21 protein-coding genes and 1 pseudogene are annotated in these 23148 nt (G+C 71.3%); 5 read left to right on the forward strand and 17 right to left on the reverse strand.

Annotated features, from left to right (window positions below; genetic code table 11):
- Positions 1-89: 89 nt before the first annotated feature.
- From P8T65_RS08520 to P8T65_RS08535, 4 genes are all read right to left on the reverse strand, one after another.
- Entirely contained in the window at positions 90-935 is an 846-nt protein-coding gene (locus tag P8T65_RS08520) for an inositol monophosphatase family protein (RefSeq protein ID WP_316724756.1), read from the reverse strand.
- A gap of 118 nt (positions 936-1053) precedes the next feature.
- A complete protein-coding gene (locus P8T65_RS08525) occupies positions 1054-2916 on the reverse strand; it encodes a gamma-glutamyltransferase (RefSeq protein ID WP_316724758.1) in 1863 nt (620 codons plus the stop codon).
- 64 nt (positions 2917-2980) lie between these two features.
- On the reverse strand, positions 2981-3838 hold the full coding sequence (locus P8T65_RS08530) for a class I SAM-dependent methyltransferase (protein WP_316724759.1): 858 nt from the start codon (positions 3836-3838) through the stop codon (positions 2981-2983).
- Between the two features lie 40 nt (positions 3839-3878).
- Positions 3879-4574, reverse strand: a complete 696-nt coding sequence (locus tag P8T65_RS08535; protein ID WP_316724760.1) for a DUF4232 domain-containing protein — start codon at positions 4572-4574, stop codon at positions 3879-3881.
- Positions 4575-4766: 192 nt separating this feature from the next.
- On the opposite strand from P8T65_RS08535, the gene P8T65_RS08540 reads away from it, so the two are divergent.
- Positions 4767-5438 (forward strand): hypothetical protein, encoded by a 672-nt coding sequence (locus P8T65_RS08540; RefSeq protein ID WP_316724761.1) that lies wholly within the window; start codon positions 4767-4769, stop codon positions 5436-5438.
- A gap of 42 nt (positions 5439-5480) precedes the next feature.
- Here P8T65_RS08540 and P8T65_RS08545 read toward each other — a convergent pair whose 3' ends face one another.
- The 9 genes from P8T65_RS08545 to P8T65_RS08585 form a co-directional block, all read right to left on the reverse strand.
- Entirely contained in the window at positions 5481-7049 is a 1569-nt protein-coding gene (locus P8T65_RS08545) for an NCS1 family nucleobase:cation symporter-1 (RefSeq protein WP_316724762.1), read from the reverse strand.
- A gap of 239 nt (positions 7050-7288) precedes the next feature.
- Positions 7289-8308, reverse strand: a complete 1020-nt coding sequence (locus tag P8T65_RS08550; RefSeq protein ID WP_316724763.1) for a TIGR03842 family LLM class F420-dependent oxidoreductase — start codon at positions 8306-8308, stop codon at positions 7289-7291.
- Between the two features lie 11 nt (positions 8309-8319).
- A complete protein-coding gene (hydA, locus tag P8T65_RS08555) occupies positions 8320-9723 on the reverse strand; it encodes a dihydropyrimidinase (protein ID WP_316724764.1) in 1404 nt (467 codons plus the stop codon).
- A gap of 103 nt (positions 9724-9826) precedes the next feature.
- Complete coding sequence (locus tag P8T65_RS08560) at positions 9827-10669, reverse strand: nitrilase-related carbon-nitrogen hydrolase (RefSeq protein ID WP_230213592.1); 843 nt, start codon at positions 10667-10669, stop codon at positions 9827-9829.
- 155 nt (positions 10670-10824) lie between these two features.
- Complete coding sequence (locus P8T65_RS08565; RefSeq protein ID WP_316724766.1) at positions 10825-12402, reverse strand: PucR family transcriptional regulator; 1578 nt, start codon at positions 12400-12402, stop codon at positions 10825-10827.
- 31 nt (positions 12403-12433) lie between these two features.
- Positions 12434-13720, reverse strand: coding sequence for an aspartate aminotransferase family protein (locus P8T65_RS08570; RefSeq protein WP_316724767.1), 1287 nt, complete (start codon positions 13718-13720; stop codon positions 12434-12436).
- 63 nt (positions 13721-13783) lie between these two features.
- Positions 13784-14626 carry a nitrilase-related carbon-nitrogen hydrolase gene (locus tag P8T65_RS08575; protein ID WP_316724768.1) on the reverse strand — a complete coding sequence of 281 codons (843 nt, stop codon included), beginning with the start codon at positions 14624-14626 and terminating at the stop codon, positions 13784-13786.
- Positions 14627-15044: 418 nt separating this feature from the next.
- Complete coding sequence (locus P8T65_RS08580) at positions 15045-16529, reverse strand: hypothetical protein (RefSeq protein WP_316724769.1); 1485 nt, start codon at positions 16527-16529, stop codon at positions 15045-15047.
- Positions 16530-16709: 180 nt separating this feature from the next.
- Positions 16710-17012 (reverse strand): helix-turn-helix transcriptional regulator, encoded by a 303-nt coding sequence (locus P8T65_RS08585; RefSeq protein WP_316724771.1) that lies wholly within the window; start codon positions 17010-17012, stop codon positions 16710-16712.
- A 73-nt stretch (positions 17013-17085) separates the two neighbouring features.
- Between P8T65_RS08585 and map the strand changes: the two genes are divergently transcribed.
- Positions 17086-17853: a type I methionyl aminopeptidase gene (gene map, locus P8T65_RS08590; protein ID WP_316724773.1), complete on the forward strand. Its 768-nt coding sequence runs from the start codon at positions 17086-17088 to the stop codon at positions 17851-17853.
- 613 nt (positions 17854-18466) lie between these two features.
- Here map and P8T65_RS08595 read toward each other — a convergent pair.
- Positions 18467-19159 (reverse strand): helix-turn-helix domain-containing protein, encoded by a 693-nt coding sequence (locus tag P8T65_RS08595; RefSeq protein WP_316724774.1) that lies wholly within the window; start codon positions 19157-19159, stop codon positions 18467-18469.
- A gap of 149 nt (positions 19160-19308) precedes the next feature.
- On the opposite strand from P8T65_RS08595, the gene P8T65_RS08600 reads away from it, so the two are divergent.
- Positions 19309-19980: an SDR family NAD(P)-dependent oxidoreductase gene (locus P8T65_RS08600; protein ID WP_316724775.1), complete on the forward strand. Its 672-nt coding sequence runs from the start codon at positions 19309-19311 to the stop codon at positions 19978-19980.
- Positions 19981-20021: 41 nt separating this feature from the next.
- Positions 20022-20480 carry a hypothetical protein gene (locus P8T65_RS08605; RefSeq protein WP_316724776.1) on the forward strand — a complete coding sequence of 153 codons (459 nt, stop codon included), beginning with the start codon at positions 20022-20024 and terminating at the stop codon, positions 20478-20480.
- A gap of 111 nt (positions 20481-20591) precedes the next feature.
- On the opposite strand, the gene P8T65_RS08610 is transcribed toward P8T65_RS08605, so the two are convergent.
- The 3 genes from P8T65_RS08610 to P8T65_RS08620 are packed head-to-tail and all read right to left on the reverse strand — an operon-like array spanning position 20592 to position 22376.
- Positions 20592-20999, reverse strand: coding sequence for a hypothetical protein (locus P8T65_RS08610; RefSeq protein ID WP_316724778.1), 408 nt, complete (start codon positions 20997-20999; stop codon positions 20592-20594).
- On the reverse strand, positions 20989-21480 hold the full coding sequence (locus P8T65_RS08615) for a hypothetical protein (RefSeq protein ID WP_316724779.1): 492 nt from the start codon (positions 21478-21480) through the stop codon (positions 20989-20991). Before P8T65_RS08615 ends, P8T65_RS08610 begins: the two co-directional genes overlap by 11 nt.
- An 11-nt stretch (positions 21481-21491) precedes the next feature.
- On the reverse strand, positions 21492-22376 hold the full coding sequence (locus P8T65_RS08620) for a hypothetical protein (protein WP_316724780.1): 885 nt from the start codon (positions 22374-22376) through the stop codon (positions 21492-21494).
- 526 nt (positions 22377-22902) lie between these two features.
- On the opposite strand from P8T65_RS08620, the pseudogene P8T65_RS08625 reads away from it, so the two are divergent.
- Positions 22903-23091, forward strand: a pseudogene (locus P8T65_RS08625) (IS5/IS1182 family transposase); the annotation flags it as partial.
- Positions 23092-23148 lie beyond the last annotated feature (57 nt).

Below are 23148 nucleotides of genomic sequence, written 5' to 3' on the forward strand. Positions count from 1 at the left end.
CCGTCCTCCGCACCCCGGGCCGCCACACGGCCCGGCGCGCGTGCCCCGTTCCCGGCGGGCTGTCCCCCGCGCCGGCCCGGGCCCCCTCTTCAGGCCCCGGCCGCCAGCAGATTCGCCACGCGGCGGGCCGTGGCCGCGTCCCGGGCCGCGGTGAACGGCAGGGTGTTGCCGCCCGTGATGCGGAAGGGCTCGCCGGCCAGGGTGAGGTGGGCGCCGCCCGCCTCCTCGACCAGCAGGAGGCCGGCCGCGTGGTCCCACGCCGCTTCCCAGCTGAAGGCGACCGCGTCCAAGTCGCCCCGGGCGATGGCGAGGTACTCCAGCCCGGCCGAGCCGCAGGCACGCGGGGACACCCCGTCGGTCCAGAGGCCGAGCAGGGCCCGCTTCTGGTCCTCGGTGGTGTAGTCCGGGTGGGAGGTGGCTATGTCGAGGTCGCGGCCGGGGGCGGGCGCTCCGGCACGCAGCGGCTCACCGTCGAGCGTGGCCCCCTGGCCGCGGATCGCCACGGCGAGCCGGTCGAGCGCGGGAGCGTACGTCCAGGAGGCGAGCAGGACCCCACCCTGGGCGAGGGCGACCAGCGTGCAGAACCCGGGCTCGCCGCGCACGAACTGCCGGGTGCCGTCCACCGGGTCGACGATCCAGACCGGTGCCTGCCCCTGGAGCGCCTCGTACGACGCGGGGTTGGCGTGCACCGCCTCCTCGCCCACCACGACCGATCCGGGCAGCAGCGCAGGGAGCGCCTCCGTGAGGTACGCCTCGGCTTTGCGGTCGGCGTCGGTCACCAGGTCGTGCGGGCCGCTCTTCTGGTCGACCTCGTGCGCGGCGAGCTGCCGGAAGCGCGGCATGATCTCCGTGGCGGCGGCCTTGCGGATCGCTTCCTCGACGTCCGAGGCGTGTCGGGCGAGAAACTCGTCGATGGTTTCGTTGTCTTCGATCATGTCTCCATGACAGCACGCGGCACTGACAATCCCCACCCGTTCGGGGCATTCAGCATGGAATCGCCGTGAATTCCCGGTGCCGGCCGGAGCCCCCGGAAGCGGGAGGAGGCGCCCCGGCTCAGCGCCCGACCGCGTATCCCTGCATGCCGCGCGGGTTCGCCGCCGCCGACAGCACCCCGGTCTCCGGGTCGCGTGCCACCGCGCACAGCCGGCCCTCGGACCAGGCCTCGCCGACGACGACGTCATGGCCGCGCCGGCGCAGTTCCTCGACGACCGCCGGGGGCGTCCGGGACTCGACGGTGACGCTGCCGGGGCGCATGCCGCGCGGGTAGAACGAGCCGGGGAAGCTGTCGTTGTGCCAGTTCGGGGCGTCGATCGCGCCCTGGAGGTCGAGGCCGCCGCGCACGTGCGGACGGAGGGCGACGGCGAGGAAGAAGTGCAGCTGCCACTGGTCCTGCTGGTCGCCGCCGGGCGTGCCGAAGGCCATGACGGGCACCCCGTCGCGCAGCGCGAGCGACGGGGTGAGCGTGGTGCGCGGGCGTCGGCCCGGCGTGAGGGAGTTGGGCAGGCCCTCGTCCAGCCAGGCCATCTGCAGCCGGGTGCCGAGCGGGAAGCCCAGCTCGGGCACCACCGGGTTGGACTGCAGCCAGCCGCCGCTGGGCGTGGCCGCGACCATGTTGCCCCAACGGTCGACGACATCGAGGTGGCAGGTGTCGCCCCGGGTGCCGCCGTCCGCCGCGACCTCCGGCTCCCCCGGCACCGGCGACCGGGGGCTCTTGGCCACGGTGGGCTCGCCGACACCCCCGAGCCCGCTTGCGACCGTGGGCTCGCCCACACCCAGCGCGCTGAAGCCCGGCTCCTCGGTGGCCACCACGCGCGCGTGCGCGCTCAGTCGCGGGGTACGGCCGCCCGGGGCGCCCGGCAGCAGGCCGTACGACGCCGTGTCGCCGACGAGCGCCCGCCGCGCGGTGTTGTACTCGTCGGACAGCAGCTCGGCGAGCGGCACCGGCGCCGCATCCCCGTACCAGGCCTCCCGGTCCGCCATGGCGAGCTTGCAGCCCTCGACGAGGAGGTGCACGTACTCGGCGGACCCGTACGGGGGCAGGTCGCGCGGCAGCAGGGCGAGTTGCTGGAGGAGGACCGGGCCCTGGCTCCAAGGGCCCGCCTTGCACAGGGTCCAGCCGTTCCAGTCGTACGTCGCCGGCGCCTCGTAGGTCGCGGACCAGGCGGCCAGGTCGGCCAGGGTGAGCGTGCCGGTGTGCCGTTCGCCGCTGGTGTCGAGGGTGGGCCGGCCGGCCTGGCGGACGAGGGCCTCGGCGACGAAGCCGGAGCGCCACACCGCGCGCGCCGCCTCGATCCGGGCCTCCCGGTCCCCGGCCCCCTCGACCTCCGCGAGCAGCCGCCGCCAGGTCGCGGCCAGGGCGGGGTTGCGGAACAGTTCGCCGGGCCGGGGCGCCCGCCCGTCCGGCAGGTACACCTCCGCCGACGACAGCCACTCCTTCTCGAAGAGGTCCCGCACGGCCTCGACGGTCGCCCCCACGTTCTCCACGGGCGCGTGTCCGTCCTCCGCGTACCCGATGGCGTACTTCAGGACGTCGGCGAGGTCCTTGGTGCCGTGGTCCCGCAGGAGGAGCATCCACGCGTCGAAGGCGCCCGGCACGGCGGCGGCCAGGGGGCCGGTGCCGGGGACGAGTTCGAGGCCGAGCCCCCGGTAGTGCGCGGCGGTCGCCCCGGCGGGTGCCACGCCCTGTCCGCACAGCACCCGGACCTCGCCGCCGGCCGGGGCGAGCAGGATGGGCACCTCGCCCGCCGGGCCGTTGAGGTGGGGTTCGACGACGTGCAGGACGAAGCCCGCCGCCACGGCCGCGTCGAACGCGTTGCCGCCGTCCTCCAGCACGGCCATCGCCGACTGCGAGGCGAGCCAGTGCGTGGAGGACACCATGCCGAAGGTCCCCTGGAGCGTCGGTCGAGTGGTGAACACGGGCGGACTCCTCACTGCGCGGCGGGCGTTCGGTGATCGTACGCAGCGGGCGGCGCACCGCGGTTCAGCAGTGGCCGCCCTCCAGATCCTCTCCCGGCCTCCGCCCCACGGTCAGCACATGTCCGCTCGCCCCCAGCAGCGACGGCTCCGCCTCGATGCGCCGGGTCGCCGCCAGTACGGCCTCCCGGCGCTCCGGGTCGTCCAGCCACTCCTCCACCCCGCCCATCAGCCAGGCGACGCCCTCGACGCCGTACTGTCCGTCGGGCGCGAGGCCGGCCTCGGCGAACTCGCCCGGCACGTCCGCGGGATCGGCGAAGTAGGCGGTGGTGAAGTCGGGGTCGGCCGGCGAGTACCGGTGCCTGCCGTGATCCGACACGGCGTCGGTGCGCTCGCGGCGCTCGGGGATGAAGTAGTTCCCCTGCCTGAGGCTGTCGTTGAGGCCGGCGAAGCGGTTGATCGTGGCCGCGACCACCACACCGCCGGGCCGCACCGCGCGCCGGGCCTCGGCCAACGCCCGTACCCGGTCGGGCCGTTCGGGCAGGTGGTACAGCGGACCGAGGAGCAGCACGACGTCGTGTGCGGCGTCCTCGGCGGGCAGCGCGCGGGCGTCCCCGAGCCGGGCGGTGACCCCGGGCAGCCGCCCGGACCGTTCCACGTGCAGCGGAACGGGGTCGACGACCTCGACCCGGTGGCCGTCCCCGGCGAGCCACTCGGCGTGGATCCCCGTACCGCCGCCGACGTCGAGCACGCGCGCGGGCGCCCCGGGCAGCAGTCGGCGGAGGAGGTCCCTGGTGCGCCAGAACTCCAGCCGACCGGCGCCCTCCCGGAGGCGGGTGAGCTCTCCTCCGCGCTCGTAGTAGGCGAGGATCTCCTCGGGCAGGGACGGGAGTCGGGGCTCGGTGTCGTACGGTGACCGGCTCATGGTGCCAGGGTGCTGATCACCGTGGAGTACGCGCAAACGGTTAGAAGTCAGGGGCGAATTTCGTCCAGGCCGTCGCGCCGAGGCGGCCCGTGTTGCCCAGGTCGAGGCCGCCGTCGGGGGTGAGGACCTCCGCGGGGCGGCCGGGGAGCGGGGCGATGCGCAGGGTTTGGGCGTTCACGGCCGGTGCGTCCGCCTCGGTGACCGTGTTGCGCCAGACCAGTGTGGTCCCGGCGGACTCGCCCGGTTTCAGGGTGACTTGGTGCGGACCGAGGTCGGGCACGGCTGTGGTGACGTCCTGGGGGCCCTGGAGGACACGTACGCCGTCGTGGGGCTCGCCTTCTGCGTCGAGCAGCTGGATCGACGGGTAGCCCTTGACGGTGTACGTCTTCTCGCCGCAGTTGGTGAGGGTCACGCCCATCGCCCGCAACCCCATCGCCGCCTCCACGAGGCCGGGCAGCATACGCACCCCGGAGCTCGGGCAGCCGGCCGTCGTGCCGGGCGAGGTGTCCCCCGTCGGATCCGCCCCCAACTCGCCCTCAAGCGCCTCGGAAGGCGCCGGGAGACCCGGTCCACCGGGGGCTTCCGTCCCCGCCGACGAGGCCGCGGCCGTGGGCCCGGCACGGTCCGGGTCACGCTCGCGGTCGAGTTCCTCGGAGAGTCCGCAGCCGCCGACGGCCAGGGTCAGCGCCACCACCACGAGCGCGCGGGAGGCCGTACGGCCGCGTATCGGGATCATGGTCCGATCCTGACACGGACGAGGGCGCGGAGGCCGTGACTCCGCACGGGACGCCGTGACTCCGCACGCGCGGGGACCCTGTCACCGGGTGTGCACGGAGCGAGTTCGCACTTTCGTCCCACAGGCAGTCGTGTGACACTGGCGTACCCCATCGCCCGGCGGTACCGCCGCCTCGACCCCGAGAAGTGCGCTGTGCGTGATCTCCCTCTGCCGCTCGCCCTCACCGCGCGACTGATGCCGGTCGCCGTACTCGCCGTCGCGGGCTGGGCGTTGGCGTCCGGTCCGCTGTCCGCGAGCCCGGCCGGGGAGGACACCGCGCGGGACACGGCGTCGGGCCCCGTCTCGACCGACGAGTCCGCGCCGTCGACGGCGACGGTGACCAAGACGTACGAGAAGGCGCCCTCGCCCTGCTCCGGCGTCACGGAGAAAACGGTCAAAGCACTTGTTCCCGGCGCGAAGACGGCCGGCAAGGAGATCGCGTCGACCAACGAGTCCGTGCGCCGCACCTGCTCGTGGAACGCGCTCAAGGGCTTCGACTACCGCTGGCTGGATGTCTCGTACGAAGTCCAGCAGTCGGACGACAAGGCCGAAAGCGCCTACAGGACGCGCACCACGGAGAAGAGCGGCGGCGGCGCCGTGCCCGGTCTCGGCGACGAGGCGTACTCCGTGGTGAACCTCACCACGGAGGACAAGCAGCAGACCCGGGAGGGTGTGGTGTACGTCCGGATGTCCAACGCCCTGGTGGTCGTCACCTACAACGGCAGCGACTTCGAGTCGCGCAAGGCGCCCGGCACGGACGAGATCAACAAGGGTGCCATCAAGGTTGCGAAGGAGGCGGCGGCCGTGCTGGAGGACTCCCAGTAGGGCGTCTCCCCGGCGCCGGCCGCCGCCGCGAGCACGGGCCCGTCAGACGGACACCCGCTCCCTGTCGGTCCGGACCTTCTCCCGCTCACCGGCCATCAGCACCACGTACAGCAGCATCGACGTGCCCAGGCCCACCGCCCAGCCGTAGTCGGCGAGCGGCTTGAGGAACGGGATCAGGCCGTCGTGCGGGAACGGCCCCGAGGAGACGCCGTCCTCGGAGACGGTCGAGTACGAGCCGCCGACCGCGAGCACACCGCCGACCACGAAGGCCGCTATGGCCCGCCAGTTCCAGCCGGAGGCGTACCAGTAGCGTCCGCCCGGCGTGTACAGGTCCGCCAGGTGCAGGACGGTACGGCGGACGATCCAGTAGTCGGCGATGAGGATGCCGGCGACGGTGCCGAGCAGACCGCCGACCACGCCGAGCCAGGTGAAGATGTAGAACTCGGGCGTGGAGATCAGCTTCCACGGGAAGATCAGGATGCCGACGACACCCGTGATGAGCGCGCCCGTACGGAAGTTGATGAGCTTCGGGGCGAGGTTCGCCAGGTCGTACGCCGGTGAGACCACGTTGGCGGCGATGTTCACGGAGATGGTGGCGACGAGCACGGTGATCAGGGCGAAGAGGAGACCGAAGACGTTGTCGGCCTTGGCCGCCAGTGTGACCGGGTCCCAGATGGCCTCGCCGTAGACGACCTCGGAGCCGGAGGTGACCAGGACGGCGAGGATCGCGAAGAGCGTCATCGTGGTGGGCAGGCCCAGGGACTGGCCCCAGGTCTGCGCCTTCTGACTGGCACCGAAACGGGTGAAGTCAGGGATGTTCAGGGACAAAGTTGCCCAGAAGCCGATCATTCCCATCAACGAGGGGAAGAAGACCGGCCAGAAGTCGGGGCCCCAGCCGAGCTTGGAGGGCTGGTCGAGCAGCGCGCCGAAGCCGTCGGCCTTGACCGCGATCCAGACCAGCAGCACGAACGCGCCGACGATCACGAACGGCGCGGCCCAGTTCTCGAAGTGCCGCAGGAAGTCCATGCCGCGGTAGATGATCGCTATCTGCAGGGCCCAGAAGAGGATGAAGCAGAGCCACAGCGGCCACGGGTTGCCCGCGATCTTCCCCGCGCTCTCCCACTCACCGCCGGTGAGCTTGGAGCCGAGGGCGAATATCCCGGAGCCGCCGATCCAGGTCTGGATGCCGAACCAGCCGCAGGCCACGGCGGCACGGATCATCGCCGGGATGTTGGCGCCGCGCAGACCGAAGGAGGCGCGGGCCAGCACCGGGAAGGGGATGCCGTACTTGGGGCCGGCGTGCCCGGTGGCCAGCATCGGCAGCAGCACGATGACGTTGGCGAGGGCGATGGTGAAGACGGCCTGCTTCCAGTCCATACCGAGGGCGACCAGGCCGGAGGCCAGGGTCCAGCTGGGGATGCAGTGGGCCATGGAGATCCACAGCGCCGCGAAGTTGTACGTCGTCCACTTGCGCTCGGAGACGGGTACGGGGCGCAGGTCCTCGTTGGCGAAGGGGCTTTCGGCGGGGAAGTCCCCGGGCGCCAGCTCGATCCGGCCGGACAGGTCGGCGGACGGGGCCGTCGGCGACCCCGTGGGAGCTATGTCGGTCATGGGCAGGCCAATCAGGAAGGCGGGACGGGAAGAAAGGCCGTGCGGAGGCCTTGGGCCCTGCCCTTCCGGGACGGCGGAAGGACAGGAGACAAGGTGTGGGGGGTCTCGGGGGAGGGGCGGGGGGAGGGTGAAGAAGCAGATCGGAGCGGTTGATTCCGGTTGTCGGGGTGGCCGGATTCTTGCAGTCGGCGGGGCCTTCCGGGAAGCCGGGTCGGCCGGTGACCGCAGGGAAGCCGGGTCTAGCCGTTGACCGCCGGGATGACCGTCGAGCCGTAGGTGTCGATCACCCTCTCCTGCGCGTCGTGCATGTCGTAGACGGCGAACTGGTCCACGCCGAGGGCCCGCAGCGCGTTCAGCTTCTCGATGTGCATGGCGGGGGTGCCGATGACGCAGAAGCGGTCCACGATCTCGTCGGGCACGAACTGGGTGTCGGGGTTGTCGGCGCGGCCGTGGTGGGAGTAGTCGTACCCCTCGCGCGCCTTGATGTAGTCCGTCAGCTCCTCCGGTACGGCCGCGGAGTGCTCGCCGTACTTGGACACCAGGTCGGCGACGTGGTTGCCGACCATCCCGCCGAACCATCGGCACTGTTCGCGGGCATGGGCCAGCGCCTCGGGCGAGTCGTCCTCGGTGACGTAGGCGGGCGCGGCCACGCAGATCTTCACCTCGGACGGGTCGCGCCCGGCGGCGACGGCCGCGTCCTTGACCGCCTTGACCATGTACTCGGTGAGGTAGAGGTCGGAGAGCTGGAGGATGAAGCCGTCGGCCTCCTCACCGGTCATCTTCAGGGCCTTGGGGCCGTACGCGGCCATCCAGACCGGAAGTTCGGCGCCCTCCTTGATCCAGGGGAAGCTGATGACCGTACCGCCGAGGTCGGCCTCTCCCCCGCTGCCCAGCGAGCGGATGACCTTCATCGCCTCGCTGATCCGGGCCAGCGTGTTGGGCTTGCGGCCCGCGACCCGCATCGCCGAGTCGCCGCGGCCGATGCCGCAGACCGTGCGGTTGCCGAACATGTCGTTGAGGGTGGCGAAGGTCGAGGCGGTGACCTCCCAGGTGCGGGTGCCCGGGTTGGTGACCATCGGGCCGACCGTCAGTTTCGTGGTGCTGGACAGGATCTGGCTGTAGATCACGAACGGCTCCTGCCACAGCACGGCGGAGTCGAAGGTCCAGCCGTACGTGAAGCCGTTGTCCTCGGCGCGCTTCATCAGCTCGATGACACGCGAGGCCGGCGGGTCGGTCTGCAGGACGAGTCCGAAGTCCATCTGCTCCACTCCTAGTTGAGGTACTGACAGGTGGAGCGGGGGGTGTAGGCGCCGTGCCCGGCGTGCCCGGTGTACTCCCGCTCGGTGATGACGAGTTCGCCGCGCGAGAGGACCGTCTCGACCCGGCCGGTGGTGTGCTTGCCCTCGTACGCCGAGTAGTCGACGTTCATGTGGTGGGTCCGGGCGGACATGACCTGCTCGGCGTGCGGGTCGTAGATGACGATGTCGGCGTCGGCGCCCGGCGCGATGGTGCCCTTCTTCGGGTACATGCCGAACATCCGGGCCGGGGTCGCGCAGGCGATCTCGATCCAGCGGCGGCGCGAGATGTGCCCGTCGACGACCGCCTGGTGGAGGAGGTCCATCCGGTTCTCGACGCCCGGCAGGCCGTTGGGGATCTTGGAGAAGTCGCCGCGGCCGAGTTCCTTCTGCCCGACGAAGCAGAAGGGGCAGTGGTCCGTGGAGACCGCCTGGAGGTCGTTGGTGCGCAGGCCCTGCCACAGCTTGGCCTGGTGCTCGCGCGGCCGCAGGGGCGTGCTGCACACGTACTTGGAGCCCTCGAAGTCCGGCTCCGCGAGGTTGTCCGTGGACAGGAACAGATACTGCGGGCAGGTCTCGCCGAAGACGTTGAGCCCCTCGTCCCGTGCGCGGGCCAGCTCGGCGACTGCCTCCATCGCCGAGACGTGCACGACGTACAGGGGGGCGCCCGCGACCTGGGCGAGCTTGATGGCGCGGTGGGTGGCCTCGGCCTCCAGCAGGGCCTTGCGGACCTCCCCGTGGTAGCGGGGGTCGGTCTCGCCGCGGGCCAGGGCCTGTTCGACCAGTACGTCGATCGCGATGCCGTTCTCCGCGTGCATCATGATCAGGCCGCCGTTCTCGGCGGAGCGCTGCATGGCGCGCAGGATCTGGCCGTCGTCGCTGTAGAAGACGCCCGGGTAGGCCATGAACTGCTTGAAGGAAGTGACGCCCTCCTGCACCAGCAGGTCCATCTCCTTGAGCGTGTCCTGGTTCACGTCCGACACGATCATGTGGAAGCCGTAGTCGATCGCGCAGTTGCCCTCCGCCTTGGCGTGCCAGGCGTCGAGGCCCTCGCGGAGGGTGTGGCCGACGCTCTGTACGGCGAAGTCGACGATCGTCGTCGTACCGCCCCAGGCGGCGGCGCGGGTGCCGGTCTCGAAGGTGTCGGAGGCGAAGGTGCCGCCGAAGGGCAACTCCATGTGGGTGTGGGCGTCCACGCCGCCGGGGATCACGTACTTGCCCGTGGCGTCGAGGGTTCGGTCGGCGGTCCAGGCCTCCGCGGCGGATGTGCCACTTGCCGCCAGAGCGGCGACTCGGCCGTCTTCGATCAGGACGTCGGCATGCAGTTCGTCTGACGCGGTGATGACGAGACCGCCGCGGATCAGAGTACGGCCGCTCATTCGGTCACGCTCCGTTCGGTTGTCGGGAAAGTGCCGGTCGTTCGTGGCTGGTCGCGCAGTTCCCCGCGCCCCTTTGGGGCACGGGGGTGCTGGACCTCGCTGCTTACGGCGCCGTCAGCGGGCCGTACGCGTCCGGTCGGCGGTCGCGGAAGAACTGCCAGCGGTCGCGGACCTCGCGGAGCTTGGCCAGGTCCAGGTCCCGTACGACGAGTTCGGTCTCCTTGTCGCTCGCGACCTCGCCGACGAACTGGGCCTCGGGGTCCACGAAGTAGGAGGTGCCGTAGAAGTCGTTGTCGCCGAGTTCCTCGACACCCACCCGGTTGATGGCGCCGATGAAGTACTCGTTGGCGACGGCCGACGCCGGCTGCTCCAGCTGCCAGAGGTAGCGGGACAGGCCGCGCGAGGTGGCCGAGGGGTTGAAGACGATCTCGGCGCCGCCGAGGCCGAGCGCACGCCAGCCCTCCGGGAAATGCCGGTCGTAGCAGATGTAGACGCCGATCTTCCCCACGGCGGTGTCGAAGACCGGCCAGCCCGCGTTGCCGGGGCGGAAGTAGAACTTCTCCCAGAATCCGGGGACTTGAGGGATGTGGTGCTTGCGGTACTTGCCGAGGTACTTGCCGTCCGCGTCGATCACGGCGGCGGTGTTGTAGAGGACCCCCGGCTGCTCCTCCTCGTACATCGGCAGCACGAGGACCAGGCCGAGTTCCTTGGCGAGCGCCTGGAAGCGCTTGACGATCGGGCCGTCGGGGATCGCTTCCGCGTACTCGTAGAACGCCTTGTCCTGGACCTGGCAGAAGTAGGGCCCGTAGAACAGCTCCTGGAAGCACATGACCTGCGCGCCCTGGGCCGCCGCGTCGCGGGCCGCCTGCTCGTGGACCTGGATCATCGACTCCTTGTCGCCGGTCCAGGCCGTCTGGAAGATGGCTGCGCGGATGACTCTGCTCATCGGGACCTCCGGTCACTCGGTGTGCAGCGAGAGTAGGAAGTCCGCGAAGCCGGTTTGAGTTGCACGGTGTCACGTCTGCGGGCCTTCTCCGTTCCACCGTGTCACCTCTTCGTGGGCGCATGTTTCACCGCTGTTTTCGCAGGTCCCGGCATGTTTCAGCCCTGTTGCGCGTCGTGCGCGAGCAGGGCGATGTGGACGGAGGCGGCCTGTTCGAAGTCGTCGAGGTCCACACCGAGGCGGGCCTCTATGGCTTCCAGCCGGCGGTACAGCGCGGGCCGGCTCACATGGTGCAGCTGCGCGGTGTGCGACTTGTTCCGGCCGGTCGCCAGATAGGTCCGCAGCACGGGCAGCAGATCCTGTTCGGCGTGTCCGTCGCCGCACAGCAGCCCGTCCAACTCCCGCTCGGCGAATGCCTGGACGTGCGGGTCGTCGCGCAACAGCCGGATCAGGCCGCGCAGATGGACGTCGCGGAGGCGTACGACGACGGGGAGGTCCAGCCCGGTCGCGGCGGACTGGGCGACGGCGTCCGCCACGTGCCGTGCCTCGCGCAGCCCGCCCGGCACGTCCTCCCACGTGGTGCGCGCCTCGGCGGCGGCCACGACCGTTGTCCGCACCCCGGACTCCGACCGCAGCCGGGCCGCGAAGTGCGCGGTGAGCGCGGTCGCGTCCTGGTCCCGGGCCAGGCTGAGGAGTACGGCGGTGGCCCCCTCCGCGAGCTCGGCGACGAGCCCGGGGAGCCCCAACATCCGCAACACGCGGTCGAGTTGGGCCGGTCCACCGTCGGGTACGACGAGCGGCACGAAGGTACGGCGATTGACGGGCAGCCCTGCCGCCCGCGCCCTGGGCAGCAGTTGCCGGGCCGGTACGACCCCGGAGACGAGGTCCGTCAGCAGGCTCTGCGCGGACTGCTCCTCCCAGGAGTGTGCCGCGCCGCCGAGCATCCGGTGGAGAACGAGCGCTTCGGCGGCCCGGTCGGCGAGCAGCCGCCCGGTGGCGATGTCGCCCCGGTAGCCGCACAGCACGATCTGCCCCCAGCGTTCCCCGCGCCCGCCCAGCTCGGCCCGGACCCAGCCGTCGCCCTGGGTGCCGCCCGCCTGGCGGGAGATGCGTTCCCAGTCGCGCAGCACGTCGTCGACCGCCGACCGCTCCCCCGCCGTGGCGAGGACCCGGTGGGCGAGGTTGGTGACGACGAGCGGACAGCCCGCGTGCTGGGCGATCTCGTCGAGCAGCCGTTGCAGCGGGGCGCCCGCGGTGATGAGCCCGGTCAGGGTGGTGCGGACGGCCTCGGACAGGCTCACGGCCGCGAACTTCCGCCGTACCAGTCGGGACTGGACCTCCTCGGTCAGGTCGGCGAAGGGGAACGGCCGGTGCAGCACGACCATGGGCAGACCGCACCGCTCCGCCGCCCGCCGCATCACGTCGGGCGGTGTCGGGAAGGCCCGCCCGAGGCCGAGGACCACCGCGGCGGCCTCGGACCGGTACAGCGAGCGGATGTACTCGGCCTGGGCGTCCTCGTCGCCGGCGAGCAGGACCCCGGTGGTGAGGACCATCTCGCCGCCGCTGAGCATCACGCCGACGTCGGGCGCCTCCGCCACGTGCACCCAGCGCACGGGCCGGTCGAGGTGACCGGCCCCGGCCACCACCTCGGGCTCTCCGGCGAGGACCCGGTCCAGGGCGAGGACCTGGCGTACCGACAGGGCGGGTTCCGGAGCGGTGGCCGAGGTGGTGGTCATGGCGATGTTCCTCAGATCTGTTCCTCTGGTGCTACTGGATGCTCCTCAGAGCCCGTTCGAGGGCGTCGGCGCCCTCCTCGGCCTCGGCGACGGTCAGCGACAGCGGGGGCGCGATGCGCAGCGCGCTGGTGTTGTGGCCGCCGCCCTTGCCGATCAACAGGCCCTCCCGGCGGGCCGCTTCGAGAACGGCGGCCGCGGCCTCGGGGTTGGCCTCCTCGGTGCCGGGCTTCACCAGCTCGATGCCGATCATGAGGCCCCGGCCGCGTACCTCCTTGACCGCCGGGATCTGCGCGGTGATCGCCCGCAGCCGCTCGATGAGCAGCCCGCCGACGCGGCGGGCGTTGCCCTGGAGGTCGTGCTCGACCAGGTAGTTGAGGTTGGCGAGGCCGGCGGCCATGGTGATCTGGGTGCCGCCGAAGGTCGAGATCGAGTTGCTGTCGAGGCAGTTCATGACCTCGGAGCGTGCGACGACACCGCCGATGGACATGCCGTTGCCGATGCCCTTGGCGAAGGTCAGGATGTCCGGCGGCCCGTTCTGGCCGTGCGCCTGCCAGCCCCAGAAGTTGTCGCCGGTGCGGCCCCAGCCGGTCTGCACCTCGTCGGCGATCCACAGCACGCCGTGCCGCTGGAGCACCTCGCGGAAGGCCGCGTACAGGCCGTCGGGCGGTGAGGTGAAGCCGCCGACGCCCTGGATCGGTTCGGCGATCAGCGCGGCCGGCGGGCGGCCGTGGCCGAGCAGGTCCTCCAGGTCTGCGACGCAGGCCGTGATGAAGTCGGCGTCGCTCAGGTCGGCGTACGGGCCGCGGGTGCGGACGCCGCCGTGCACGTACAGCGTCTGCAGCGGGGACAGCGAGGTCGGGGACCAGCCCTTGTTGCCGGTGATGCCGACCGCGCTGAAGGAGCGGCCGTGGTAGCTGTTGCGCATCGCCAGGATCTGGTTGCTGCCGCGGTACGTCGTGGCCAGCATCAGGGCGGTGTCGTTGGCCTCGGTGCCGGAGGTGGTGAAGAAGACGCGGGCGTCCGGGATGCCGGACATCTGCGCGATCCGCTCGGCGAGTTCGACCATCGGCCGGTTGAGGTAGAGCGTCGAGGAGTGGATGATCCGCCCGGCCTGCTCGCTCACCGCCTTGGTGACCTCGGGCAGGGCGTGCGCCGTCATCGTGGTGAGGATGCCGCCGAAGAAGTCGAGGTACTTGGTGCCGGCGGCGTCCCAGACGTGGCGCCCCTCGCCGTGCGTGATCTCCAGCGGGTCCGCGTAGTAGAGCGCGAGCCAGTCGGGCAGTACGGCCTTGTGGCGTCCGAGCAGTTCGTCGGTCACGGCTGCACCACTCCTTTCACTGCTGTACGGGTTCTGCGAGTGTCACGGCTGTACGTGCCCACGTCAGGGCTGTACGAGTCCTTCGTACGCGTCGGGCCGGCGGTCCCGGTAGAACGCCCACTGCTGTCGTACGTCCTCGATGAGGTCGAAGTCGAGGTCCCGGACGACGAGTTCCTCGCCCTGGTCGCTCGCGACCTCGCCCACGAACTTGCCGCGCGGGTCCACGAAGTAGGAGGTGCCGTAGAAGTCGTTGTCCCCGTACTCCTCCCGCCCGACGCGGTTGATCGCGGCGACGAAGTACTCGTTGGCGACGGCCGCGGCCGGCTGTTCCAGCTGCCAGAGGTGGGCGGAGAGGCCGCGGTGGGTGGCCGACGGGTTGTAGACGAGCTGGGCGCCGTTCAGGCCGAGCTGGCGCCAGCCCTCCGGGAAGTGGCGGTCGTAGCAGATGTAGACGCCCACCTTGCCGACGGCCGTCTCGAACACCGGCCAGCCGAGGTTCCCGGGCTTGAAGTAGTACTTCTCCCAGAACCCCTTGACCTGGGGGATGTGGTGCTTGCGGTACTTGCCGAGGTAGCTGCCGTCGGCGTCGATCACGGCGGCGGTGTTGTAGTAGAACCCGGACTGCTCGACCTCGAAGACGGGGACGACGATCACCATGCCGGTCTCGCGGGCCAGCTCCCGCATGCGGGTCACGGTGGGGCCGTCGGGCACGGGTTCCGCCCAGGCGTAGTGCTCCGGTTCCTGGACCTGGCAGAAGTAGGGCGCGTTGAAGAGTTCCTGGAAGCCGATCACCTTCGCGCCCTGCCGGGCCGCCTCGCGGGCGTGCTCGATGTGCTTGTCGACCATGGACGCGGTGTCTCCGGTCCAGGTGGCCTGGACCAGGGCGGCGCGTACGACGTTGGTCATGTCAGCTGCTCCTTCGACAGGGACGTCAGAGAGCCTCTACGCCCGTAGAAGCAGGCCGTAGAGGCTTGAAACTAAGCCCCGTCGACGGGCTGGGCAAGACCATCGTCGTCAACCGGCCGAGTCGATCACGTTTCGCACTCCAGTGGGTGATTACACCTGCGTTTCGCACCTGGAACCGGACGCACCGGCGACGGCGGCCCGGCTGCGGGCTGGTGGGGCGGGGGTGTCGGGTGGGAGGGGAACCACCGCGGACAGGCGGGCACGAAGGCGGGCGGAGTTGGGCGTCCAGGGCGTCGGCGGCATCGGCGCGACACCTTCCGGGCGGTACATCGGATCGGCGTCCGGACCGGTGAGGCAGGGGGCAGGGGGACAGCGGGAACGGGTGGCGTCGGGGGTGGGGGTGGGGGTGGGGGTGGGGTCAGGTGAGGCCCTGGACTCGTAGGGCGTGGGTGACGTCTCGGTGGCGTTCCTGCGAGACACCGCGCGCCGCCGCCAGAACGAGGGGCGCGAGCCGCCGAGGATGGGCCTCCACGCTCCGCGCCGCCTCCTCCGGCGTACGCACGCGCACATAGACGTCGAGCAGCGCACGCGCCTCCCGATCACGCCCCTGCGCGACGAAGCCGAGCACCGCCTCGCCGATCTCCTCGGCGGGCCTCGTGACGCCCTGCCGCAGCATCTGCTCCCCGTCCGCGGCGCGACCGACCGCGTTCAGGGCGTCCGCGACCGCGACCAGCCGGTCGGCGGGCAACGACCCGGCCTCCCACAGCAGGGTCGCCCAGTCGGCGTCCAGCCCCGCGCGGTGCAACTCGGCCGCGAGCAGCGGGAAACGGGCGGCGGGCCAGTGCGCGACCTCCACGAGGAGGGCGTGCGCCTCCCCGCTGCGGCCTTCCCGGCGCAACCTCACCAGCCGGTGCACGGTCCCGGCGACCTCCTGCCGCGCCTCGTCGTCCAACGCCTGACGCGCCTGCGGTTGCTGCGGTGCCACGGCCTCGGCCGGCTCCCCGGCCCCGGCGTACCGGGCACCCCGGGGAATCATCCCCTTGCGGCCCCCGCTCGGCTCCGTCTTGGACTCGGCCGCGGGCTCGACCACGGGCGGTGCCTCCTCGACCTCCACCGCCCCGGCGAAACGGGCACCCCCTCGGGGGCGGCGCTTGGCACGCTGCTTGGTCGCCGCGGGGGCGGGTGCGGGGAACTCCTGGGCGGTGGATTCCGGGGCGTGGTCCCGGGGGCCGGGATCGGGCTCGGATTCGGGGGCTGGGGTGGGTGTGGCGGTGGGGGCGGGGGTGGATACGGGGCGACGGTCGTCCGCCCGCTCCCCCGCCGACGGTACGCGGCGGACGTCCCCGACGGCATCCTCCTCGACGCGCGCCGCGCCCCGCACGGGGTGGTGCGGGGCGCGGCGGTCGGCGTTCTCGATGCGGGTGCGCAATTCCGCGCAGCGGGCACTGGCGCGTTCGTGGTCGTTGTGGGCCCAGGCCAGGTCCAGGCGGAGGGAGTCGGCCTCCTCCTGGCTGGTGGCCGCCTGGAGCCTGCGGGTCAGGTCGGCGGTACGGTCGGCGGCGTAGCGCTGTTCGCGGAGCATGACGTCGAGCCGGTCGCCAAGGGCGTGACGGCCACCGGGCCGGGAGTCGTACGCGGCGAGCGAGGCGCGGTGCAGCGCGCGGGCCCGCTGGGTCTCCTGGGCGGCCGCGGCGGGTCCGTACGCGGTTTCGAGGTCGTGCATCAGCGCTTCCACGACGTCCCAGGGCGGCACTTCCAGACCGTCCAGGCACGCGCGCATACCCTCGGGATCCCGCTGCCAGAAGACGGCGCACCAACCGGCGCCCTGGTCGAGCTTGGTCATCAGCTTGTTCAGGTATCCCGCGAACTCCCGCACCTGACCCGGGAGTTGATCCACAGCCATCGCATACTCCCCGGCCGACTGGAGTGCTCCGGTCCGCAAGAAAACACCAGTTGTGTTACAGACGGGCTACGTAAAGTTTTCAGAGCGGGCGCAGTGTGCCGTGCGCGCCGCCCCGGTGGCCATGAGCGAGAAGTCCGGCCAGGGCCGGCGAACAACTTCGGCCAGGGCGACGATCCACCCTCAGGCCACAGCCGCCACCGTCGCCCCCACCGCCGCCGCCGCCGTCGGCGTCTCGGCGTCGACCGGCCCGCAGCGCGTCACGAGGTCGTCCATGGACAGACCCAGCGCGCGGGCGAGGGCGGCGATCGTGAAGAAGGCCGGGGTGGGGGCACGGCCGGTCTCGATCTTCCGGAGGGTCTCCGCGGAGATGCCCGCGCCGGCGGCGATCTCAGCCATGCTGCGGCCGCCACGGGCGTCACGCAGCAACCGGCCGAGCCGCTCGCCGCGTTCGCGCTCTTCGGGGGTGAGAGGGGTGCGCACCATGACCCCATTCTAATACCGATCCCCTCCGGCGGACCGGTATTAGAATTGGATACCGAGCGGTATAGTAATTGGCATGGTGGAACTGAAGACGGATGAGTCGATCGAAGCGATGTACGAGACGGGGCAGGTCGTGGCGCAGGCGCTCACGGCCGTGCGGGACGCCGCCGACGTGGGGGTCTCCCTGCTCGAACTGGACGAGCTGGCCCACGAGGTGCTGCGGAAGGCGGGCGCCACCTCCCCCTTCCTGGGCTACCACCCCTCCTTCGCGCCCACGCCCTTCCCCGCGGTGCTCTGCGCATCCGTGAACGACGCGATCGTGCACGGCATTCCCACGGCGTACCGGCTGCACGACGGTGACCTCGTGTCCCTCGACTTCGGCGCGCAACTGGGCGGCTGGGCCGGGGACTCGGCGCTCAGCTTCGTGGTGGGCACGCCGCGCACGGCAGACCTGCGGCTCGTCGCGACGGCCGAGCGCGCCCTCGCGGCGGGTATCGAGGCGGCCGTCGTGGGCAACCGCATCGGAGACATCGCGCACGCGATCGGCAGCGTCTGCCGGGCCGCCGGGTACGGCATCCCCGACGGGTTCGGCGGGCACGGCATCGGGCGCAGGATGCACGAGGATCCGGGGGTGCCGAACGAGGGGCGCCCCGGGCGCGGGATGAAGCTGCGGCACGGGATGGTCCTGGCGATCGAGCCGATGGTGATCGGCGGGGGTACGGACGGGTACCACGCGGCCCCGGACGGCTGGACGTTGCGCACGAACGACGGTTCCCGGGCGGCGCACGCGGAGCACACGGTGGCGATCACGGAGGCGGGGCCGCGCGTGCTGACCGCGCGGTGACCGTTGTTGCGGAGCACCGTTGCCCGGCCGGTGATCGGGCGACCACCGGCGCGTGGGGCTTCTCGCGCAGTTCCCCGCGCCCCTGAAAGACCAGGCCCCGCGGGCCTGGAGGCGGCGGGGCCGCTGGACGAAAAGCAGGGGGCGCAGCCCCTGCTTTTCAGGGGCGCGGGGAACTGCGCGAACGGCCCCCACTCACCGGCGGCCACCCACGAACCGGAACCCGCCCCCACCCCCCGGTGTAGCCCCCCGGTTCTCTCGCCTATTGCCAGCTGTTGCTTCCAGTGTCCCGCCGGGGACCGGTCCCAGCCGCATCACCATGATTCTTGTGGGCAGCTGCCCGCCGTCTGGTCCGGATGTTCGCTCGATCGGTTGAGCCTGACCGGTGCTCGGGACCGCGTCCGGCCGGCTCCCGGGGCGGCCGACCGGACCCGCACCTAGTACGAACGCTTCGCCGAGGCGGCGGCCTTCGAGACGCACGCTGTGCCGCCGGTGCATGCGGAGTCACCGAATGCCTCCACGAACTCTGCGTCGCGGGGACGGAGGCGTACCGGCTCGGCCTGGTCGCCGGGAAGGGGCTCCCCGCGGCGCCTTGAGACAACCCGCGTCCCGACGGTCAGGCGCCGCAGGCCCCGTTTCCGCCGAGGCTGATCATGGCGCGGTACAACTGCTCCTCGGTGAGCGGCGGCGCCGGTAGCGGGTGGGCGCGGTCGGTTCGGAAGCCGTCGAGCAGAAGGTAAAGGTGGCGGCGCCAGGCGTCCGGGGCGATGGCGTGGGTGGCCTCGGTGACGCGGCTGTGCGACCAGATGACGAAGGCAAGGTCCTCGGGGGTGAGGTCGGGGCGCAGGCTGCCCTGCTCCTGCGCACGCTCGACGATGTGTACACCGAGTTCGCGGATGCGGGTCTGGGCGCCCGCCAGGCAGGCGCTCTCCGGCAACCGTATGGAGGCCAGGTCGTTGAACCCCCGGTCCTGTGACTGGAGTTCGCACATGGTCTCCAGGAAGTGGCACAGCCCCGCCCAGGCGTCATCCATGCTGACGGCCTTCTCGGCGGCCTCCCGCCAGACGGCCAGCTTCCCGGCGAAGGTTGCCTGCACCAGGTCCAGCCGGGTGGGGAAGTGCCGGTACAGCGTGCCGATGGCCACCCCGGCCCGCTTTGCCACCTGCTCCAGGGGTGCCTCCATCCCCTGCTCGGCGAAGCAGGAGCGGGCCGCGGTGAGCAGGGCCTCGCGATTGCGCTGCGCGTCGCGCCGCAGGGGGCGGACAGGGGCCGGGTTCCAGGCAGAGGCGGACGGACGGTCGATGGCCATGTCACTCAGGCTACCAACCGGAGGGATGCCTCATGTTCTCTGCTACGATCCAAGAACATGAGGCATCCCTCGACTTTCAGTCCCGACCGCTGTCGTGGCGGGAGGTGCACCTCATCCGTCCAGCCCGTCCGACCACAGGAGCACTACCCATGCCCGTCATCGCCGTCATCGGGGCAGGCCCCGGCTTGGGCCTGTCCATCGCCCGCCGCTTCGGAAGGGAAGGTTTCCAGGTCGCCCTGGTCTCCCGGACCCAGGACAAGCTCGACGCGCTCGCCGCGCGGCTCGCCGAGGACGGCATCGAGGCCGCAGGCTTCGCCGCGGACGTGACGCGTCCCGACTCGCTGCAGTCGGCGCTCGCCGCGGTCGCCGACCGGTTCGGGGCCGTCGACGTACTGGAGTACTCACCCGCCGACCCCACGTTCGCCGGCGCCGCCGCCGTCGACGCCACGGCGCAGGACCTCCACAAGCAGCTCGACTACTACCTGTACGGAGCGGTCGCCGCGGTCCGTCAGGTGCTGCCCGCCATGCTCGAACGCGGCAGTGGCACCCTGCTGTTCTCCACGGGCGCCTCCTCGGTCCGGCCGCTCGGCGGCGCGTTCGGCAGCATCGGCGTCGCGGCGGCGGCCCTGCGCAACTACGCCCTGGCCCTGGGCGTCGACCTCGCCGAGCACGGGGTACACACCGCGCACGTGGCCATCGGAGTATTTATCGGCAGCGGTCCCGGCACCGAGCCCGAGACCATCGCCGAGCACTACTGGGACGCCTACACCAAGCGCGACCAGGCCGAGATCGTCCACACCGTCCCCGGCGGCATCTGGTGAGCACCTCCGGCACACCCGCGGGGAACACGACCAGGCCACCCATGGTGAAGATCTTCCGAGCCGCCAACAAGGTCGTACGGCCGCTGCTCGCCTCCCGCTTCCACAAGCCGCTGAGCGGGCGCCTGATGCTGCTCACGTACAAGGGGCACAGGACGGGCCGCGAATTCACGGTTCCCATCGGCTACTTCGACTGGGATCCCGGCACGGTGCTCGCCATGTCCTCCCAGCTCGGCTGGATCCCCAGCATGCGCGAAGGGTCCGCCGTCCGGCTGCGCATCCGGGGCCAGGACCACGGCGCCGTCCCGACGGTCGTCGAGGACCCTGAGGAAGTCGCCGCCCTGCTGGGCGAGTTCGGCCGGCGCAAAGGGCCCAAGGCCGCCAAGGGGCTGATGCTCGGCCTCCCAGGCGACCGGCAGCCCACCGACAACGAGCTGCGCACGGCCGCCGCGAAGACCCGCTTGGTCCGCTTCCGGATGGAGCCCGAGCGGCCGGGCCGGTAGCACTCGACCGGCTGATGCGGTCGACAGAGTTCCCTATCCCAGACACGCATCGCAGTTCTTGTGACACGGACCAGGCTTGGGAAACGGTCAGCGCCGCGACCGCCTCGCGCGTCAGGTGATGCCGGTGGGGAGGCTCCGGACGGGGCTGCGCTGGGTGCTGTTGGCGGTGCGCCGGTCCAGCTCGGTGCGGAGTTCGTGGATGACCTGGGCGTAGACGGCGACGTGCTCGCGGAGTCGTTCGTTGTCCTCCCGCAGTGCGCGGGCGGCGGCTTCGGCGTCTACTGCGCGGGCGTGCAGATGCTGGAACGCGGGCGGGATGCCGTTCACCTCGGACTTTCGGCGGGCGAATTCCTCTTTCAGGTCAACGTGCTTGTGGGTGAGGACCCAGCGCTTGACGCCTGCCTCGGCGGCGAGTTGCAGCGTGGTGAGCGCCCCGGTGGACCGGGTTGGACGTCCGTCGAGCAGCCGCTGGATCGCTGCGGTGATGGCGTCGCGTTCGGAGTCGCGGTCAGTGGCCATCGTGGGGTTCTCCGGTGTGGTCGTGGGCGGTGACGATGCGTTCCAGGCGGTCGAGCTCGTGCTGTTCGCGGGCGTGGCGGAAGGCGGGGGCCAGCGGGTCGTCGACGAGCGGCCGTAGTCGCTCGATCTGGACGTGGACGTGTTCGATGTCGCCGTGAGCGTGCTCGATCAGCAGCGAGACGTCCAGGTCCCGGAAAGGCTCCAGGTACGTATCCATCGTGGTGGTCACGTCGACGTGCCCCAGCGGCGTCTTGACCAGATACCAGGTGTCGCCGAACTGGGCGCGGAGGTCGCGTACCTCCTCAGCGTTCAGGTGCGCGACCTGCCGCTCGTAGAGCAGTCGGCCGACCGCGTACCAGTGCAGAGCAAACGAGTGCCGCATCATGTGCGCGTTCGCCTCAAACGAGGTCAGTCCAGCGCGGGCGATCCGCTCGTTGCCGGTGTCGAAGGTGTGCTGCCAGCCGTGCGCCTCGCGTGGCATGCCGTCCTCGTTCAGCCAGACCGCCAGCGGTTCCAGTCCGGCGGCGGTCCGGCGGCGGTCCGGCGGAACAGCCTCTTGCGGGCGCCGGGGTCCAGCGAGTCCAGCGACGCGGCCACCTGGCGGCCGCCTGTGTCGCGCATCTCCAGCCGCCGGTTGCGGGTCCTGCGTTCGACCAACAGCAACCGCGGCAGCCGCTCGTAGCGGCCGTCGCGCTGAGCGCGGCGGACCGCTGCGGCGCGTTCGCCCTCCTCGTAGGCCAGTACGTCGGCCAGCACGCTGCGCGGCATCCAGAACCGGAGCCCGCGACCGCCCTTGGCGCAGGCCGCTGACAGCCGGCACGTGTAGTAGGTGCGGGCCGCGTCGTCGGCGGGCAGCTCCAGACGCAGGACACTGGCCCACTCACTCAGCCGCAGCCCGGTGCCGTAAAGCCCGTCGACGAACGCGCAGTCACGCTGGCTGTTGCGCCCGCGCCACCCGTCGATCTCCCGACCACGCAGGTCCAGTCCGCGCAGTCCCACGTCGGCCCAACGGGCGTAGCCGGCCGGGTCCAGCCACTTCACGTCCTTGCCGCGCACGATATGCGGACCAGCCTCGAACGACTCCGTACTCGTGCCCGGATCAGGGCCGGGAACCTGCCGCCGGGCCACCGGATCACTCACTCCGAACCGGGACCCGGCCCAGCGGTAGAACGCGCTGATCGCGACCAGGTCGTCCAGCACCGTCCCGCCAGCCACGCGCCGGACGTTGGCCTCGTCGGTCATCCGCCAGAACTTGAACCCGGCGACGTCTTCTTCGTCGGCGTCGTGCCAGGCCCGGCCCGCCGCGTCAAGGAACCCCAGCCAGACGGCTACTGCGAAGGCGTACTTCCTGCGCGTGCCCGCGCTCGCGTTGCGCATCCGCGCCGAGGCGAAGAACCGTTGACCTCCGGCACAGACCAACCATCGGCCCGCAGCAGCACCGGCTGTCCCCTCTGCGTGCCGTGCGCGTGCGCCCACTCCGCCAGCGTCGGCAGGCCCGCCAGCACCGGATCGGCCGCGTACCACGACACCTCCCGCCGCGGGTCGCACCAATGCACCTGCCACCGCGCCAACGGACCGGCTTCCACCTCAAGTTCATCGATCATCAACGAGTAAACGTACAGCCACTAACAGTCACTGAAATCGGCCCCGCTGTCCTAGCCCAGACAACAGCCGCAAAGTAGGTCTTGAGCAGCAGAACGAGTCCCGTTTCCCCGTCCGGGGCGCCGTCGTTGCTCTGATCGAATGATCGAGGCCAAAGGGGCGGGCGTGCGGCAAGAGTGGTCGCCAGAGGAGCTGCTGGCGCACTGGACGCTGGTAGACGGCGACTGGAACCTGGTGGCGCACAAGAGCGGGACGACCCGGCTCGGGCGCCCTGACCGGTCCGGACAAGGAGCACGCCGAATTCGTCGCGACCTCCGGGTGCACCTGGGCCCTGCTTCGACCCGCCTGGGCCAACCGCCCATCGCCGCTTCACCGAGTGGAGCAAAGCCCGCGTGTGGACCAAGCTCCACCAAGTCGTCCGGACGAACTCGGCCCGCGGGGCGAGCTGGACTGGGCGCGGTGCGCGGTCGACTTGGTGAACGTGAGAGCCCCGGAGTGAACACCCGCCGCAGGAATGCTGTCGTGCGCCCCCGCGTACCCGCGTACC

The sequence above is a fragment of the Streptomyces sp. 11x1 genome, from assembly GCF_032598905.1.
Lineage (GTDB): Bacteria > Actinomycetota > Actinomycetes > Streptomycetales > Streptomycetaceae > Streptomyces.

What these genes read in the sequence shown, in the direction of transcription:
- P8T65_RS08575 (WP_316724768.1), bottom strand. Translation starts at nt 14,626, where the DNA reads ATGACCAACGTCGTACGCGCCGCCCTGGTCCAGGCCACCTGGACCGGA.
- P8T65_RS08530 (WP_316724759.1), bottom strand. Translation starts at nt 3,838, where the DNA reads ATGAGCCGGTCACCGTACGACACCGAGCCCCGACTCCCGTCCCTGCCC.
- P8T65_RS08520 (WP_316724756.1), bottom strand. Translation starts at nt 935, where the DNA reads ATGATCGAAGACAACGAAACCATCGACGAGTTTCTCGCCCGACACGCC.
- P8T65_RS08550 (WP_316724763.1), bottom strand. Translation starts at nt 8,308, where the DNA reads ATGGACTTCGGACTCGTCCTGCAGACCGACCCGCCGGCCTCGCGTGTC.
- P8T65_RS08615 (WP_316724779.1), bottom strand. Translation starts at nt 21,480, where the DNA reads ATGCCACGCGAGGCGCACGGCTGGCAGCACACCTTCGACACCGGCAAC.
- P8T65_RS08565 (WP_316724766.1), bottom strand. Translation starts at nt 12,402, where the DNA reads ATGACCACCACCTCGGCCACCGCTCCGGAACCCGCCCTGTCGGTACGC.
- P8T65_RS08600 (WP_316724775.1), top strand. Translation starts at nt 19,309, where the DNA reads ATGCCCGTCATCGCCGTCATCGGGGCAGGCCCCGGCTTGGGCCTGTCC.
- P8T65_RS08580 (WP_316724769.1), bottom strand. Translation starts at nt 16,529, where the DNA reads ATGGCTGTGGATCAACTCCCGGGTCAGGTGCGGGAGTTCGCGGGATAC.
- P8T65_RS08535 (WP_316724760.1), bottom strand. Translation starts at nt 4,574, where the DNA reads ATGATCCCGATACGCGGCCGTACGGCCTCCCGCGCGCTCGTGGTGGTG.
- P8T65_RS08595 (WP_316724774.1), bottom strand. Translation starts at nt 19,159, where the DNA reads ATGGCCATCGACCGTCCGTCCGCCTCTGCCTGGAACCCGGCCCCTGTC.
- P8T65_RS08610 (WP_316724778.1), bottom strand. Translation starts at nt 20,999, where the DNA reads ATGGCCACTGACCGCGACTCCGAACGCGACGCCATCACCGCAGCGATC.
- P8T65_RS08585 (WP_316724771.1), bottom strand. Translation starts at nt 17,012, where the DNA reads ATGGTGCGCACCCCTCTCACCCCCGAAGAGCGCGAACGCGGCGAGCGG.
- hydA (WP_316724764.1), bottom strand. Translation starts at nt 9,723, where the DNA reads ATGAGCGGCCGTACTCTGATCCGCGGCGGTCTCGTCATCACCGCGTCA.
- P8T65_RS08545 (WP_316724762.1), bottom strand. Translation starts at nt 7,049, where the DNA reads ATGACCGACATAGCTCCCACGGGGTCGCCGACGGCCCCGTCCGCCGAC.
- P8T65_RS08560 (WP_230213592.1), bottom strand. Translation starts at nt 10,669, where the DNA reads ATGAGCAGAGTCATCCGCGCAGCCATCTTCCAGACGGCCTGGACCGGC.
- map (WP_316724773.1), top strand. Translation starts at nt 17,086, where the DNA reads ATGGTGGAACTGAAGACGGATGAGTCGATCGAAGCGATGTACGAGACG.
- P8T65_RS08620 (WP_316724780.1), bottom strand. Translation starts at nt 22,376, where the DNA reads ATGCGCAACGCGAGCGCGGGCACGCGCAGGAAGTACGCCTTCGCAGTA.
- P8T65_RS08605 (WP_316724776.1), top strand. Translation starts at nt 20,022, where the DNA reads ATGGTGAAGATCTTCCGAGCCGCCAACAAGGTCGTACGGCCGCTGCTC.